The sequence below is a fragment of the Arthrobacter sp. AD-310 genome, from assembly GCF_054656615.1.
Window position 1 is genome coordinate 1 of record NZ_BAAHNO010000040.1, and the last position, 14,458, is coordinate 14,458.

The window sequence follows — 14,458 nt, forward strand, 5'->3', positions numbered from 1 at the left end:
GCAAAACCCTCGGCTGGAAAACACCCGCACAAGCCCTCCAGCAAATACTGGAAGAATCAGCAGCCTAGAACGTGTTGCAACGACCACTTGAATCCGCCCCCGACGCTCTATCACCTTTGGGCCCAAAACCCCTGACGCCCATGCACTCCTGTGCGAGGCTGGGCACGTGACTGAAACCCCTGGTGACCCGGAACCCCTGATGACCTCCGACGTCGACGGCGGGACGTTCCGCCTCCGGCACGCCACGAGGGTGGACCTGCGCGCCATCGTCCACCTCCTTGTCGACGACACCTTGGGTGCCCGCCGGGAGGCGCGAAATGATATGGCGCCTTACGAGCACGCCTTTGAGGCGATCGACGCCGACCCGTGGCACCTGCTAATGGTCGGCGAGCTGGTGCCGCGGGGCCAGGCGCAGGGACAGGTGGTTGCCACGTTCCAGCTCAGCTTCCTCCCGGGGATCTCCCGGCAGGGTGCCTGGCGCTCGCAGATTGAAGGCGTCCGGGTGGCGGACAGCCTCCGTAGCCAGGGCATCGGAAAGCTGATGGTGGAGTGGGCTGTCGATGAATCCCGCCGCCGCGGCTGTGCCCTGGTGCAGCTCACCACGCACAAGTCCCGCACCGCCGCCCACAGGTTCTACGAGCGGCTCGGCTTCGAGGCCAGCCATGAGGGCATGAAGCTTACCCTGTAGCCGGTCGTCAGGCCTTCGCGGACCCCTTGGCCACGAACAGCGTCTCGGCCTGCTCGAGCGACATGCCGTTGGTCTCGGGCACCTTGAACATCACGAAGAAGAAGGACGCCGCGGCGAACAGGGCATACATGGCGTAGGTGAGAGGCAGGGAACCGGCGGCCATCACCGGGAAGCTGAGGGTGATGGCGAAGTTCGCCACCCACTGCGCCGCCGCGGCCAGGCCCAGGGCGCGGGCCCGGATGCGGGAGGGGAAAATCTCGCCGAGCAGCACCCACACCAGCGGGCCCCACGACGCGCCGAAGCTGACCACGAACACGTTGGCCGCCACCAGCGCAACCGGACCCCATGCGCCCGGCAGGGTGATGTTCTCGCCCGAACCGGTGGCCGAACCAAAGGCCAGCGCCATGGCGCCAAGGGACACCGCCATGCCCACGGAGCCTGCCAGCAGGATGGGCCGGCGGCCGATCCGGTCCACCAGGGCGATGGCAACCAGGGTCACCAGGATGTTCGTGATGGACGTGGCCACCGATATGGTGAGGGAGTCCTTTTCCTGGAAGCCGACAGCCTTCCACAAAGTGGTGGAGTAGTAGAAGATCACGTTGATGCCCACGAACTGCTGCAGCACGGACAGGACGATGCCCACCCACACCACGGCCTGCAGGCCCAGGGTCCTGCCGCGCAGGGATCCCTTCTGGCCGGCCAGCTTGTCTTCCTCGATGGCGTCCCGGATTTCGCGGATGTGCCGGTCCGTGTCATCGGCGGGTGCGATCGCGTCGAAGACCTTCCGGGCCTCATCCTCCTTGCCAAGGAACACCAGGAACCGCGGGGATTCGGGCAGCGTGTAGGCAACCCAGCCGTACACCACGGCAGGCACGGCCGCGGCCAGGAACATCCAGCGCCACGCCTCGATGCCCAGCCAGAAGGCCTGGTCCGCACCGCCGGCGCTGGTGGCCAGGAGCGCGTCGGACAGCAGGGCGGCGAAAATACCGGTGGTAATGGCCAGCTGCTGCAGTGAGGCCAGCCGGCCGCGGACCTTGCGCGGCGAGATCTCGGAGATATAGGCGGGCGCGATCACCGAAGCCAGGCCGATGCCCAGTCCGCCGACCAGCCGCCAGAAGATCAGGTCCCAGACGCTGAACGCGAAGCCCGTGCCCAGGGCGCTGACGAGGAACAGCACTGCGCCAAGCTTCATGGCGGGGATGCGGCCGTACCGATCCGCCACCTTCCCGGCGAGGTAGGCGCCCGCCGCGCAGCCCAGCAGCGCGATGGCCACCGCGAATCCCGTGACGGCCTCGGACAGCGCAAACTCGTCCTTCATCGCGTCCACGGCGCCGTTCACCACCGAGGAATCGAATCCGAAGAGGAATCCGCCCACTGCCCCCGCGAGGGCCAGCCAGATCACCCGCTGGGGTATCCGGGCGGTGGTCTGCTCCTGTGCAGTGGGCATGGTTCTCCCTGGGTCTGGGGTTTGATGGATGCGGTGCGGACGTCGTCGGCTGCGGTACCGGCCAGAGAGCCGGCGCACACGCGCCTAACAGTGTGGCACGTCACCGCCCGAGCTTCCACTTGGCGGCCGGCCCGGCGCAAAAGAAGCCGGCGCAAAAGAAGGACGACGACGGCGGGTGCGCGCCGCCGTCGTCGTCCTCCTTGCGCGGGACCCGCTTGCTAGTGGGCCATGGCCGCGGCGCTGTCCTCCGGCGACGCCTTGTGGTCCGTCAGCTTCTTGTTCGGCAGGGCAAAGCTGATGAGGAACGCGATGCCGGTGAGCGCCGCCGCCGTGAACATCACAACGTCGATGGAGTACGAGAAGCCCTCGGTGATGGGCCGGGTCAGGACGCTGTTGGCGGTGTGCAGCCAGCTGGTGTCGTTGAGGGACTCGTTGGAGGCGCCGTCGCGGAGGAACCCGTACAGCTTGGCGTTGGCGGGATCGGCTGCGACGGCCGGGTCCTGGAGGACCGCGAGGTAGGCCGGGTCTGCCATGGCGGTGCGCATGCCGTCGGCGATCCTGCCCGCGGCAAGGCTGAAGAGCATGGAGATGAACACTGCGGTTCCCACGGCGCCGCCCATGGAGCGGAAAAATGCGGCCGAGGACGTCCCCACGCCCATGTCGCGCGGCGGGACGGACATCTGCATGGCAAGGGTCAGCGGCTGCATACAGAATCCCAGGCCCACGCCGAAGAAGACGGCGATGACGCCGGGAACCCAAAGTCCGGTGTCCACATGCAGCGAAAGTCCCATCACCACTGCGGCCGCAGTGAGGATGCCGGTGCCCATGACCGGGAAGATGCGGTAGGTGCCCGACGCGGAAATGGTGCGCCCGGCCGTGATGGACCCGGTCAGGATGCCGAGGGTGAAGGTGATCATCATGAGCCCGGCCTCAGTGGGCGTCAGGCCCTTAACGAGCTGCAGGTACAGCGGGAGCATGGCGATCGCGCCGAACATGCCGATGCCGATGATGAAGTTCAGCAGCGAGGACAGGCCGAAGGTGGTGTTGCGGAAGAGCCGCAGCGGGATCAGGGCGTAGTCTCCGGCCCGCTTCTCGGCCACGAGGAACCATACAATGCCCGCGACCCCCAGCCCATAGCAAAGGAAGGAGTTCATTGAGGTCCAGCCCCAGCTGCGGCCCTGCTCAGCCACCAGCAGCAGCGGCACGATGGCCAGCGTGATCGCGGCGGCGCCCCAGTAGTCGATCTTCTGCTTTGCGTGCCTGGCGGGCAGGTGGAGGAACAGGAACACCACGGCCAGCGCGGCCAGGCCGATGGGCAGGTTGATGAAGAACACCCAGCGCCAGCCGTCGAAGCCCAGGATGTTGGCGGACCCGGCGAACGCACCACCCACCACCGGCCCGAGCACGGACGAGATGCCGAAGACGCTCATGAAGTAGCCCTGGTATTTGGCCCGGTCCTTGAGCGAGACGATGTCGCCGATGATGGTCAGCGCCAGTGCCAGCAGGCCGCCCGCGCCCAGGCCCTGGACCCCGCGGGCGAACGCGAGTTCGGTCATGGAGTGCACCGAGCCGGCGTACAGCGAGCCAGCCAGGAAGATGGCGATCGCGGTCAGGTAGAGCGGCCGGCGCCCGAAGATATCACTCAGCTTGCCGTACAACGGCGTGCTGACGGTGGACGTGATCAGGTAGGCGGTGGTGGCCCACGCCTGCAGGGAGAGGCCGTCAAGGTCATTGGCAATGGTGTAGATGGAGGTGGACACGATGGTCTGGTCCAGGGACGCCAGGAACATGCCCAGCATCAATCCCACCATCACGGTGACAATCTGGCGCTGCGTCAGCGATTCTCCGGCGGCGCGCGCCGTGGGGGCTTTGGGCATGGGAACTCCAAGGGAAAAGTAAGCAGAGGATAGTTGCTTTCAGTAACTATCCTACGCCCGCTTCCTATTCCCTGTACCGGAGATTTCCCGGGCCGCCCTTACCGTTCCACGAGGATGCCGTCCGGGTCACACCAGATGGTGGCCCCGGTGCGGATGGTCACGCCGTCGATCACCACATCCACGTCCACCTCGCCCGCGCCGGCTTTGGCGCTCTTCTTCGGGTTGCTGCCCAGGGCCTTCACGCCCAGGTCCAGGCGTGCAATCGCCTCACGGTCCCTGATGGCGCCGTTGATAACGACGCCGGCCCAGCCGTTTGCCACGGCGCTTTCGGCGATCATGTCCCCCATAAGGGCGGTGCCCAGCGAGCCGCCCCCGTCCACGACCAGCACGTTGCCGTTGCCCGGGCTTGCCAGCGTGGACTTCACCAGGGCGTTGTCCTGGAAGCAGCGGATGGTGCGGACGGGCCCGGAGAAGTGCGACCGGCCGCCCAGCGACTGGAACTGCAGCGATACCGATGCGAGTTCTTCGCCGCGCTCGTCGTAGAGGTCGGCGGTGTTGATAGCGGTCAGGGACTGTTCTTCTGCTGCCATGGCTTCTCCTATGCCGTTGCGGCCCTCTGCGGTGTCCACTGTCGGGCGGTGATGCCCACGATAGTCTGATTCCGTCGCCAACCAGCCGTCCCGGGGGAACAAGTCATGCACAGGCCCGATACACCAGCACCCCTCGACCACGGCGCCAACGCGGACGGTACGACGGCGGCACTCGCCGAACCCACACAAAGGGTCACGCCACGCTGGGTCACCGGCCTGGTCCTGGTCAACGTCGGCATCAACGCCGCGTTCTTCGGCCCCATCAACGTGTTTATCGGCCAGCAGGCCATCAGCATCGATGCGCCCAGCAAGGAGGCCATCCTGTCGCTGGTCACGGCGTGCGGCGCGGCGGTCTCCCTGGTGGCGAACCCGCTCTTTGGTGCGCTCTCGGACCGCACCACGTCCCGCTTCGGCCGCCGCGCCCCCTGGGTGCTGGCAGGGGCGGTCCTGGCGGCGGCGGCGCTGCTCGCCATGTCGGTGTCCGCAGCCGTGGCCCTGATGGTGCTGTTCTGGTGCCTGGTCCAGCTCGGGGCCAACGCCGCGTACGCCGCAATCACGGCAGCCGTGCCGGACCGTGTCCCGGTGCTGCAGCGCGGCGGGGTGGGCGGGCTGGCGGCCATGGGACAGACGCTCGGCATCCTTACCGGCGCTGTCTTCGGCGCCGTAGTCACCGGCAACTTCATGGTGGGGTATTGGCTGTGCGCCGCGGCGCTGCTGTTGTCCGTCCTTCCGTATCTGTTCCACCGGAACGATCCCGTGCTGCCCAAGGGTGCGGTGCCCCCGTTCCGCCTCGGCGGCTTCCTCCGCGGCTTCTGGATCAGCCCCCTGAAGTACCCGGATTTCGCATGGGCGTGGATCACCCGCTTCCTCGTCAACGTGGGCAACCAGCTGACCATCGTGTACCTCCTGTTCTTCCTGCGCGACGTCATCGGCCACGAGGATCCGGCCGTCGGGGTGCTCATCCTCACCGGCATTTACGCCCTCATGGTCATGGTCACCGCCGTCCTGGCCGGCCCGTGGAGCGACAGGGTGGGCAGGCGCAAGCCCTTCGTCATCGGATCCTCCGCCACCATCGCCATGGCCGGGCTGACCATGGCGTTCTTCCCGGTGTGGCCGGGCGCGCTCGCCGGCGCCGCCATCCTGGGCATGGGTTTCGGCGCCTACCTGGCGGTGGACTTCGCGTTGCTGACCCAGGTCCTGCCGTTCGCCGTCAGCCGGGGCAAGGACATGGGCGTCATCAACATCGCCAACTCCCTTCCCCAGGTGGTGGCGCCGGGGCTGGCCCTCCTGGCCGTGACCAGCTGGGGAGGGTACGCCGTCCTGTTCCTCCTGGCCGCGGTCATCGGCATGCTGGGCGCCGTTTTTGTGGTGATGATCAGGAGCGTGGACTGACCGGCCGAAGGCCGGGGAAGTAAGCCGGCTGACGATTTCGTCACATTACCGTGCCGTATAGTTGAACCGGACTGCAGACGGGCGGGGATGGGGGCGCTCCAGGCTGCCCACCATAGGATCACAACCCCGGAATGCTGATGCCCGAAACCATTTCAGACCATCCGCCCATGGCCGCCAGGCCGTCCGCTCCGCGCCAGCGGCTCCGCTACGCCCGAATCCTCGAGTCCGCGGCCGGTTTTGCCCGCAAGGGCCTTGACTCCGTTGAACTGTCCGAGGTGGCCGCCAAGGCCGATGTTCCGCTGGGCACCCTGTTCCGCTACTTCCCGTCCGCAACGCACCTGATGCTCGCCCTGTACCGCCACCAGCTGGACGAACTGCAAGCCGGATCGCGCAGTGCCTCCGCCCGGTTCCGCGGCCGCGCACTCTCCGGGCTGGTCATGGAGATCTTCCACATGCGGGTCATGCAGCCTGCGGTCGAACAGTGCCTCAGCCGGGGCATCTACCTTCCCGACCGGGACACCACAACGCTGCTGCGGGAGATCGACGCGTTGAGCGAAAAGGTGGTCGCGGCCGAAGCCACCGACGAAGTGGCTGCCCGTGTCCTGCTGTTGACGATCACTGGTCTGGTCCAGTCGGTTCGGAACCGCCGCCTTTCCCTCTTTGAGGCGGAAGAAGACCTGAAAAAGGCTTGCGCACGCCTGTCGCCAGGTGCCGAAAAGGGATTCACACTCCACCGGAGCGCGTAACCGGTCTAGACCAATACGGCAATAAGCACGCCTTTATGCCGTGACGTGAGTCACTCTTGGGCGTGGATAAACGTTTTACCGTGCTCTTTCGCGTCAAGCCGTCGCAGGACCGGCTTCCCGGCTGCCTACCATGGGTTCACCGGAGCGAGCAGGGAGCAAGCATCCCCGACGCTCCAGCGGACCCGACACCCCTGGGTTTCCTGATCGCACCATTTCCATCGCCTGACGCCCGCCCGGGCGCGGGTTCCCATGTGCCGTGCGCGCACGGCGAGCACCAGGAGACAACGACGTGTCCATTGACGCAATCACTGCCATTGACGATTCCGCCACCGCGCCCCTGACCGAGGATGAAATCTTCGGTGCACACCAGGGCGGCAAGCTGTCCGTCAGCACCACCGCCCCGCTGTCCAACAAGCGCGACCTCTCCATCGCCTACACGCCGGGTGTGGCTGAAGTCAGCCGGGCCATCCACAAGCAGCCCGAACTCGCCCGGACCCTGACCTGGGCCGAGCGCCTGGTTGTTGTGGTCAGCGATGGCACCGCGGTCCTGGGCCTGGGCAACATCGGCCCCAGCGCCTCGCTGCCCGTGATGGAAGGCAAGTCCGCGCTCTTCAAGACCTTCGGCGACCTCGACTCCATCCCCCTGGTCCTGAACACCAGCGACGTGGACGAGATCGTTGAAACCCTGGTCCGGCTCCGTCCCAGCTTCGGCGCCGTCAACCTTGAGGACATCGCCGCGCCGCGCTGCTTCGAACTGGAAGAGAAGCTCATCGAGGCCCTGGACTGCCCGGTCATGCACGACGACCAGCACGGCACCGCCGTCGTCGCCCTCGCCGCGCTGACCAACGCCGCCAAGGTCACCGGACGCCCCCTGGAAGGCCTGAAGGTCGTCGTTTCCGGCGCCGGTGCCGCCGGTATCGCCGTGGCCGAAATCCTGCTGGCTGCCGGCATCACCGACGTCGTCCTGCTCGATTCCCGCGGTGTCATCAACAGCAGCCGCGCGGACCTGGCCGCCGACGCCACCAGCAAGAAGGCTGACATCGCCGGCCGCAGCAATCCCCGCGGCGTGACCGGCGGGCCCGCCGAAGCGCTCACCGGCGCCGACGTCTTCATCGGTGTCTCCTCCTCCAAGCTGGATGAGGCGCACCTGGCCCTGATGAACCAGGACTCGATTGTGTTCGCCCTGTCCAACCCGGACCCCGAAGTCCTGCCCGAGGTCGCAGTCAAGTACGCCGCCGTGGTGGCCACGGGGCGGAGCGACTTCCCCAACCAGATCAACAACGTCCTGGCCTTCCCGGGCATTTTCCGCGGCGCGCTGGATGCCGGCGCCCGCCGGATCACCCCGGCCATGAAGCTCGCGGCGGCGCAGGCCATCGCCGAACTCGCCGCGGAGGACCTCGCCGCGGACTACATTGTGCCCAGCCCGTTGGACCCGCGCGTTGCCCCCGCTGTCACCGCAGCGGTTGCGGCAGCGGCGGACACGAAGTAACCCACCCGCCCGGGCGAACCTGCCTGGGCCAACGGCGACGGCGGCGCCTCCGTGCAAAAGGGAGGCGCCGCCGTCGCGCGTTAACAGCCGCCCTAGACTGGGAACCATGACGTCCGAGACCGTGGTGACCATCCTGTGCGGCCTGGCCATCCTGGTGGGGGTGGCCGGCACCGTCATCCCGGTCCTGCCTGGAAGCATCCTGATCGCTGCCGGCGTGCTGGCATGGGCCATCTGGGGAGGGGCCGGCGCAACGGGCTGGGTGGTGTTCGGCCTGGCCGCTGTGTTCGTCGCCGCGGGCATGGCCGCCAGTGCCGTCCTGACCGGCAGGAAGTTGAAACAGCACGCCATCCCCGGAGGCAGCATCATCGCGGGCGTGATAACCGGCGCGGTGGGCATGTTCATCATCCCCGTCGTCGGCCTGTTTGTCGGGTTTGCGGCCGGACTGCTGCTCAGTGAGCTGCTCCGCACCCGCAACATCGGCAGCGCGGCGGCCTCCAGCTGGGCCGCCCTCAAGGCCACCGGGCTGGGCATGCTCGCCGAGTTCGGGCTCGCCTGCCTCGCTGCCAGCACCTGGGTCATCGGGGTGTGGATCGCCGCAGTCAGCGGCTGAACGGTTGCGCCGCCAAAGCCGGGAGGCGTAGAACAAGGGCATGATCGAGCCAAGTTCAGCGCTGGAGCAGGTCCAGGCATGGATGGAAAAGTACCAGGCGGCCTGGGCAAGTAACTCGCCGGAGGACATCCGGGCCCTCTTTACCCCGGAGGCGCGGTATGAAACCCGGCCCGGGGACCCGGACCCCTGGGTGGGCCGGGACGACATCGTAAACCGCTGGCTGGCTGCCCGTGACGAGCCGGGAGACTGGACCTTCAGCTGGGAGTTGCTGGGAACCGACGGCAATACCGCTTTCGTCCAGGGCGTCACCACGTACGCGGGAGACCGGCCCGACTATGACAACCTCTGGGTCATCCGGTTTGACGGCTCCGGCCGCGCGAGCTCATTTACCGAATGGTTTATGGAACGGACCTGACCAGGCGGCATGCGCTGCAGCGGGCGCTCCTTCCGTCTCCCGGACACGGTTAGCATGGAAAGATGAGCGCCGGGGATTCTGCACCGATTTACTGGGACAGCCGGGACCTCACCCCTTTCGGCCATGCCCAGCTGCGCACACCGGTCCATGATCTTGCCGGAGGAGTTGGAGGCCTGCTTAACGGGGTATTGGGCGGCCGCAACCCGGCACTTCTGTCGATTGACGGCGAGGTCCCCCGTCTCAAGCTCCTCCTGCCCAAGCCCGCCAAGGCAGTTCATGAGGCCGTCTTCAGCAGCCGGGAACCGGAGCGCCTGATCACGCTGGCGCGGGCCTATCCCGGCTGGTCAGGGCTCTGCTACCTCATGGCCGGGCTGCTGGCCTACAAGCACGGCGGGTACCTGCGCGCCTCGGAACTTCTGCAGCGCGGGCTCACCACCCGTAACGACGACGACGCGAACCGCTACTCGTCCACCTATCTCACCCGGATCGTGACCCGGATCGAGCTGGCGGAGAGAGTGGAGATCCCTGTCCTTTTCAGCGAGGAGTCGGTGTTCCTTGCCCTGGCCCACTCCCTGCGCGAAACAGGCCGTACGGAAGCGGCGCTGGAGGCACTGAACGGCCTGCCGCCGTCGCTCCCCATGGCGCTGGCCCGCTGCTCACTTGCCTTGGCGCTGGGCCGCAGCCGGACGGTCATCGACTGGACGGAAGGCCTGCTCAACGCGGACGACCTGTCCGCCGCGCTGCTGCTGGTGCGGGCCCGCGCCCTGCGCCGGGAGGGGCGCTACGAGGCCGCGCACCAGGCCATCGCCGAGGTGCTGCGCCGGCGCAAGACCCACATGGCGCTGCGGAACGACGCCCTGACGGACCGGGCATTGCTGGTCCTGGAATCCAGCCGCCGGTCCCTGAATCCGCGCGACTGGGGGCGGCGCCGTCCCGACCCCGAGCCGCAGCGGGAGATCGCTGCGCCCGTTCCGATCCGCAAGGACGAGGAGATGCGCCGGATCTGGGAACAGGACTGGAAGAAGCTCAGCGAGGACTAAAGGGTCCCGAACAGCGGCAGCAACTGCTCGCCAAGCAGGACCATGCCCAGCAGGACCATGATGATGCCGCTCGCCAGGGTGACTGTCCGCGCCGCCTCGGGCCGGCTCTGCAGGAGCGTACGCGAGAGGAGCGCCACCGCGGTGTACACCAAACCGGCCAGGGCCACGAACGTCATGCCCAGCAGCCCGGACTGCACCGGCACCGGCAGGGACGCGTCGGTGCTGACAAACTGCGGGATCAGGGCGACATAGAACAGCAGCCCCTTGGGGTTGATGCCGCTGGTGCCCATGCCCTGCAGGAATGTGCGGAGCCGGCTGGCGGAGCGGCGCCCGACGGCGTCTGCCGCGCTGAAGGAGGCGCCGCGCCACGTGCGGAGGGTGCTGATGCCCAGCCACATCAGGTAGCCGGCGCCTGCGAGGGTGATCCAGCCGAGGACGCCGGGCATCCCCGCGAGGAGGGCGGCGAGCCCGGCCACCAGCAGCGCAGTGTGGAGGACGTAGCCGCCGCACAGCCCGGCCACCGCAGGAACGAAGCTGCGCTGCCCCAGGCCCGCCGTAATGGAGTAGGCCCAGTCCACCCCGGGTGTGCAGGCCAAGGCGGCGGCCACCAGTATGAAGGCCAGGAACAGCTCCGGATTCATGGGTTCTCCTGTCAGCGCATGTGTCAGGAGAAACGATAAGGATTTTCGGCCGCGAAGTGCTGTCCTCTTTTCGCCCGCCACCCGGCCCAGGCGGTAAGATCCTTGCGTGATAGACGCCATCGATAGAAACATTTTGCGCCACCTCAAAGAGGACGGCAGGATTACTGCCACGGCGCTTGCTGCAAAGGTTGGGCTTACCGTGGCTCCCTGCCACCGCCGGCTTCGTGACCTGGAGCAGTCCGGGGTGATCCGCGGGTACAAGGCGGACATCGACCCGGCAGCCCTCGGGCTCGGCTTCGAAGCGATCGTCTTTGTCACTCTCCGCCAGGTGGACCGGCCCACTATGGAGATCTTTGAGAACCGGGTGGCGGACCATCCGAACGTCGTCGAGGCCCAGCGGCTGTTCGGGTCGCCGGACTACCTGCTGAAGGTCATCGCGGAGGACCTGCCGTCCTACCAGCGGTTCTACGACTCCGAGCTAACGTCCCTGCCCGGGGTGGAGCGCCTCACGTCCACGCTGGTCATGAAGAACCTGAAATCGAACGCCGGGCCGCCGGTGTAGGGGAAACCCCGGCCCGTCTTCAGTCGCCCAGCAGCCCCGTGGTGCGGTAGGGGATGACTTCCCGAAGGAACATGCTGGTGGACGTCCGGACGATGCCGGGGCACAGCCTGATTTCTTCCGAAACCCGGTAGAGGTCGTCAGGGCTCCTGGCCACCACCCGGATCAGCAGATCGGTGTCGCCGGCGGGTGCGTGGCATTCCAGGACCTCCGGAATTTTCCGCAGGGCGGCGATGGCCTCGTTAAGGTGGCTTTGGTCCAGTTCCGCGCTGACGGCGGCCGCTACTCCTCGGCCAAGCGCGCCGGGCAGCACCCTGCTGCTGTTGGGCCGGAGGGCCCCGGAGGCCGTAATGGGCTCGAGCCTGGACTGTACCGTACCCCGGGCCAGGCCCAGCCGCTGTGACAGCACCATGATGGGGACCCGGGGATCTTCGTCCAGGGCGCGGAGGAGGCGCTTGTCCGTGGCGTCCAGTTCCTGCAATCTGATCAGTTCCTGTCTTTTCTCCGGGCGATGTTTAGTCAGTCTGACCGGTGGGAGCCCCGCTGGTTGCACCAACTGTAGGCGTAGTGCTGAAATGTTGGCAACCGGGTCACGGCTACCGCCGGATCCCGCAGGCCAATGGCTTCCCGGCACACCACCCGGGCGCTGCAGAACACCTCCCGCAAGGAGGCCGCCGCTGATTGACTCTTGTTCACGCATCGTCATTCCGCATCCTTCACGGCAAGAGCCCCTGAACCACCGATCCCGGACCAGCCAGCATTCGGACGTCCGGAGCCATCGGTAGCTGAGGGGCTCTTGTGCTGTCCGGCTTAGGCTGGAGCCATGACCTCCGCCGGCCGTTTCGCCCCCAGTCCCTCCGGTGAGCTCCATGTCGGCAACCTTCGGACCGCCCTCCTTGCCTGGCTCTTTGCCCGCTCCACCGGACGCCGTTTCCTGCTCAGGGTGGAGGACCTGGACCGCGCCCGGACCGGCGCGGAAGCGGTGCAGTTGCGGGATCTGGCGGCTATTGGCATCTCCTGGGATGGGGACGTGGTCCGCCAGACGGCCCGTGGCCCCCTTTACGTGGATGCGATTGACCGCCTGGCCGCTTCCGGCCTCACCTATGAATGCTTTTGCACCCGGCGGGAAATCCAGGAAGCTCCGTCCGCTCCGCATGCCCCGCAGGGCGCCTACCCGGGAACCTGCCGCAACCTCGACGCTGCGGAGCTCGAGTACAAGCGGTCTACCCGTCCAGCGGCAATCCGGCTCCGGGCCGGATACTCCGAATACACAGTGCACGATGTGCTCCACGGCCAATTCACTGGCGTGGTGGACGACTTCGTCCTGCGCCGCAATGACGGAGTGACGGCCTACAACCTGGCGGTGGTGGTGGACGACGCTGCCCAGGGCATCGACCAGGTGGTCCGCGGCGACGACCTCCTGCCCTCCACGCCGCGGCAGGCCTACCTGGCCTCGCTCCTGCATATTCCGGTTCCGGAATATGCGCATGTCCCGCTGGTGGTTAATAGCGACGGCGTCCGGCTGGCAAAGCGCGACGGCGCCGTCACCCTCGGGGATCTTGCCGCGGCCGGCCTGCCGCCGGAGGCCGTAAGGGACCGCCTCCTCGAGTCCCTGGGACTTCCCGCGGGTTCCCTTGATCAGGCCCTCGCCGCCTTCGATCCTGCCGCGCTGCCCCGTGAACCGTGGGTGTGGCGGTCCTCCGCCTAGGCCGGGTGCGGGGCCTCTTCGGACTCCAGCCTCTTCAGGGCCGTGTGCAGCCGTTCCGCGCCGCGGCGCTCATCAATAATGATGGACACCGCCAGGGCCAGCACGATGACCAGCAGCGCAACGGGGACGGAGGCCCCCAGAGCAGCCAGCCCAACGGCGCCGGCCAGGGCCACCATAATGCCGGCGGCCACGGCGATTACCGTCCGGTCCGGGCCCATCATTGCGCTGTACAGCCAGGTGAGGGCCAGCTTGAAGACGGCCACGGGAATGGCGATGGACGCCACCGCGGCGGCCGCGCTGATGTGGGCCTCGCGGTCGATGTAGTAGGCAGCGACGTGCAGCCCTGCCCCCGTGGCTGCAATGGCCGCGAAGACGGGAATGTGGCCGTAGCCGAAGAGGAAGGAGCGGTGCCGGCGGATGTGCAGGGCGCGCCCGGCCGGGAGCATGAAGTACACCCACCACATCCCGAAGGCCAGTGCCGTGCCGCCGAAACCGACCAGTGCCGCGTCAATGCTCCAGCCGTGATTGGCGACGATCGCCCGGAGCGTTTCGATGGCGCCGATGAGGCACTCGCCCAGGGCGATGATGGCCAGCAGGCCGTAGCGCTCGGCGATATGGTGCGCGTGCCACGGGGTCCGGTCCTTGCGTTCGGCCGCGTACGGGGTGAGCATCTCGAGCACGATCAACGGGATGACCAGGAGGAAGGTGGTGAAAATGTCAGTGCCGAACACCAGCATGGCGATCCAGCCCAACTGCACGGCCGCCAGGTATTTCGCGTACCGCAGGCACGTCTCCCGCCGGGCCGGGTCCTGCCGGGAGGCCCTGACCCATTGCGTCACCAGGGCGAGCCGCATCAGCACATACCCGCCCACGATCACCCGGTTGTCCACGTGGTGTCCCTCGACGATCGAGTGGAACATCGGCTCGATGCCCATCGCCAGGATCAGCACGCCCACGATCTGCACCATGGTGACGAGGCGGAACACCCAGTCATCGGTGTCGTAGGCGCTGGCGAACCAGGTGAAGTTGATCCACGCCCAGATCACGGCGAACATCGCAAAGCCGAACCCGAGCAGCCCGGGTACCACGTGTCCTTCCGCGATCACGTGGGCGAACTGGCTGCCGGCCACGCCGAAGGCGATGACGAAGGTCAGGTCGAAGAAGAGTTCCAGGGGCGTGGCGGCCCGGTGTTTCTCGTGCGGATCGCGGCCGCCCATGCGCGAGATGGCATGGCGTAGAGGGTTGGAGGACATACT

At 67.2% G+C, this 14,458-nt stretch carries 15 protein-coding genes; 9 read left to right on the forward strand and 6 right to left on the reverse strand.

All coding sequences use genetic code 11. The annotated features are described in order from the left end of the window. The first annotated feature begins 199 nt into the window (after positions 1-199). Positions 200-688: an N-acetyltransferase family protein gene (locus ACYQ1Z_RS19010; RefSeq protein WP_459794145.1), complete on the forward strand. Its 489-nt coding sequence runs from the start codon at positions 200-202 to the stop codon at positions 686-688. A 7-nt stretch (positions 689-695) separates the two neighbouring features. Here ACYQ1Z_RS19010 and ACYQ1Z_RS19015 read toward each other — a convergent pair whose 3' ends face one another. From ACYQ1Z_RS19015 to rraA, 3 genes are all read right to left on the reverse strand, one after another. Beyond that, positions 696-2,135 carry a sugar porter family MFS transporter gene (locus ACYQ1Z_RS19015; RefSeq protein ID WP_459794107.1) on the reverse strand — a complete coding sequence of 480 codons (1,440 nt, stop codon included), beginning with the start codon at positions 2,133-2,135 and terminating at the stop codon, positions 696-698. A gap of 218 nt (positions 2,136-2,353) precedes the next feature. After that, complete coding sequence (locus ACYQ1Z_RS19020) at positions 2,354-4,012, reverse strand: MDR family MFS transporter (protein ID WP_459794108.1); 1,659 nt, start codon at positions 4,010-4,012, stop codon at positions 2,354-2,356. A 98-nt stretch (positions 4,013-4,110) separates the two neighbouring features. Further along, complete coding sequence (gene rraA, locus ACYQ1Z_RS19025; RefSeq protein ID WP_459794109.1) at positions 4,111-4,602, reverse strand: ribonuclease E activity regulator RraA; 492 nt, start codon at positions 4,600-4,602, stop codon at positions 4,111-4,113. A 105-nt stretch (positions 4,603-4,707) separates the two neighbouring features. Here rraA and ACYQ1Z_RS19030 point away from each other — a divergent pair, with 105 nt between their 5' ends. The 6 genes from ACYQ1Z_RS19030 (at position 4,708) to ACYQ1Z_RS19055 (ending at position 10,294) form a co-directional block, all read left to right on the forward strand. Then, positions 4,708-5,994, forward strand: a complete 1,287-nt coding sequence (locus tag ACYQ1Z_RS19030) for an MFS transporter (protein ID WP_459794110.1) — start codon at positions 4,708-4,710, stop codon at positions 5,992-5,994. A 137-nt stretch (positions 5,995-6,131) separates the two neighbouring features. Further along, a complete protein-coding gene (locus tag ACYQ1Z_RS19035; protein ID WP_459794111.1) occupies positions 6,132-6,740 on the forward strand; it encodes a TetR/AcrR family transcriptional regulator in 609 nt (202 codons plus the stop codon). Positions 6,741-7,029: 289 nt separating this feature from the next. After that, entirely contained in the window at positions 7,030-8,229 is a 1,200-nt protein-coding gene (locus tag ACYQ1Z_RS19040; RefSeq protein ID WP_459794112.1) for an NAD(P)-dependent malic enzyme, read from the forward strand. A gap of 106 nt (positions 8,230-8,335) precedes the next feature. Then, a complete protein-coding gene (locus ACYQ1Z_RS19045) occupies positions 8,336-8,839 on the forward strand; it encodes a DUF456 domain-containing protein (RefSeq protein ID WP_459794113.1) in 504 nt (167 codons plus the stop codon). 40 nt (positions 8,840-8,879) lie between these two features. Then, positions 8,880-9,254 (forward strand): nuclear transport factor 2 family protein, encoded by a 375-nt coding sequence (locus ACYQ1Z_RS19050; RefSeq protein WP_459794114.1) that lies wholly within the window; start codon positions 8,880-8,882, stop codon positions 9,252-9,254. 62 nt (positions 9,255-9,316) lie between these two features. After that, on the forward strand, positions 9,317-10,294 hold the full coding sequence (locus ACYQ1Z_RS19055; RefSeq protein WP_459794115.1) for a hypothetical protein: 978 nt from the start codon (positions 9,317-9,319) through the stop codon (positions 10,292-10,294). Here ACYQ1Z_RS19055 and ACYQ1Z_RS19060 read toward each other — a convergent pair. Then, positions 10,291-10,935, reverse strand: coding sequence for a LysE family translocator (locus tag ACYQ1Z_RS19060; RefSeq protein ID WP_459794116.1), 645 nt, complete (start codon positions 10,933-10,935; stop codon positions 10,291-10,293). The two genes, ACYQ1Z_RS19055 and ACYQ1Z_RS19060, sit on opposite strands and share 4 nt — an antisense overlap. Positions 10,936-11,041: 106 nt before the next feature. On the opposite strand from ACYQ1Z_RS19060, the gene ACYQ1Z_RS19065 reads away from it, so the two are divergent. Next, entirely contained in the window at positions 11,042-11,497 is a 456-nt protein-coding gene (locus tag ACYQ1Z_RS19065; RefSeq protein WP_459794117.1) for an Lrp/AsnC family transcriptional regulator, read from the forward strand. Positions 11,498-11,516: 19 nt separating this feature from the next. Here ACYQ1Z_RS19065 and ACYQ1Z_RS19070 read toward each other — a convergent pair whose 3' ends face one another. Then, complete coding sequence (locus tag ACYQ1Z_RS19070; RefSeq protein WP_459794118.1) at positions 11,517-11,975, reverse strand: Lrp/AsnC family transcriptional regulator; 459 nt, start codon at positions 11,973-11,975, stop codon at positions 11,517-11,519. Between the two features lie 342 nt (positions 11,976-12,317). Between ACYQ1Z_RS19070 and gluQRS the strand changes: the two genes are divergently transcribed. Further along, positions 12,318-13,202: a tRNA glutamyl-Q(34) synthetase GluQRS gene (gene gluQRS / locus ACYQ1Z_RS19075; protein ID WP_459794119.1), complete on the forward strand. Its 885-nt coding sequence runs from the start codon at positions 12,318-12,320 to the stop codon at positions 13,200-13,202. Here the strand turns inward: gluQRS and ACYQ1Z_RS19080 are convergent. Beyond that, on the reverse strand, positions 13,199-14,455 hold the full coding sequence (locus ACYQ1Z_RS19080) for a low temperature requirement protein A (RefSeq protein ID WP_459794120.1): 1,257 nt from the start codon (positions 14,453-14,455) through the stop codon (positions 13,199-13,201). The two genes, gluQRS and ACYQ1Z_RS19080, sit on opposite strands and share 4 nt — an antisense overlap. Positions 14,456-14,458: the final 3 nt, after the last annotated feature.

Bases quoted from the DNA above. Each gene is read 5' to 3' on its own strand.
- ACYQ1Z_RS19010 (WP_459794145.1), top strand. From the start codon at position 200: ATGACCTCCGACGTCGACGGCGGGACGTTCCGCCTCCGGCACGCCACG.
- ACYQ1Z_RS19015 (WP_459794107.1), bottom strand. From the start codon at position 2,135: ATGCCCACTGCACAGGAGCAGACCACCGCCCGGATACCCCAGCGGGTG.
- ACYQ1Z_RS19020 (WP_459794108.1), bottom strand. From the start codon at position 4,012: ATGCCCAAAGCCCCCACGGCGCGCGCCGCCGGAGAATCGCTGACGCAG.
- rraA (WP_459794109.1), bottom strand. From the start codon at position 4,602: ATGGCAGCAGAAGAACAGTCCCTGACCGCTATCAACACCGCCGACCTC.
- ACYQ1Z_RS19030 (WP_459794110.1), top strand. From the start codon at position 4,708: ATGCACAGGCCCGATACACCAGCACCCCTCGACCACGGCGCCAACGCG.
- ACYQ1Z_RS19035 (WP_459794111.1), top strand. From the start codon at position 6,132: ATGCCCGAAACCATTTCAGACCATCCGCCCATGGCCGCCAGGCCGTCC.
- ACYQ1Z_RS19045 (WP_459794113.1), top strand. From the start codon at position 8,336: ATGACGTCCGAGACCGTGGTGACCATCCTGTGCGGCCTGGCCATCCTG.
- ACYQ1Z_RS19050 (WP_459794114.1), top strand. From the start codon at position 8,880: ATGATCGAGCCAAGTTCAGCGCTGGAGCAGGTCCAGGCATGGATGGAA.
- ACYQ1Z_RS19055 (WP_459794115.1), top strand. From the start codon at position 9,317: ATGAGCGCCGGGGATTCTGCACCGATTTACTGGGACAGCCGGGACCTC.
- ACYQ1Z_RS19060 (WP_459794116.1), bottom strand. From the start codon at position 10,935: ATGAATCCGGAGCTGTTCCTGGCCTTCATACTGGTGGCCGCCGCCTTG.
- gluQRS (WP_459794119.1), top strand. From the start codon at position 12,318: ATGACCTCCGCCGGCCGTTTCGCCCCCAGTCCCTCCGGTGAGCTCCAT.
- ACYQ1Z_RS19080 (WP_459794120.1), bottom strand. From the start codon at position 14,455: ATGTCCTCCAACCCTCTACGCCATGCCATCTCGCGCATGGGCGGCCGC.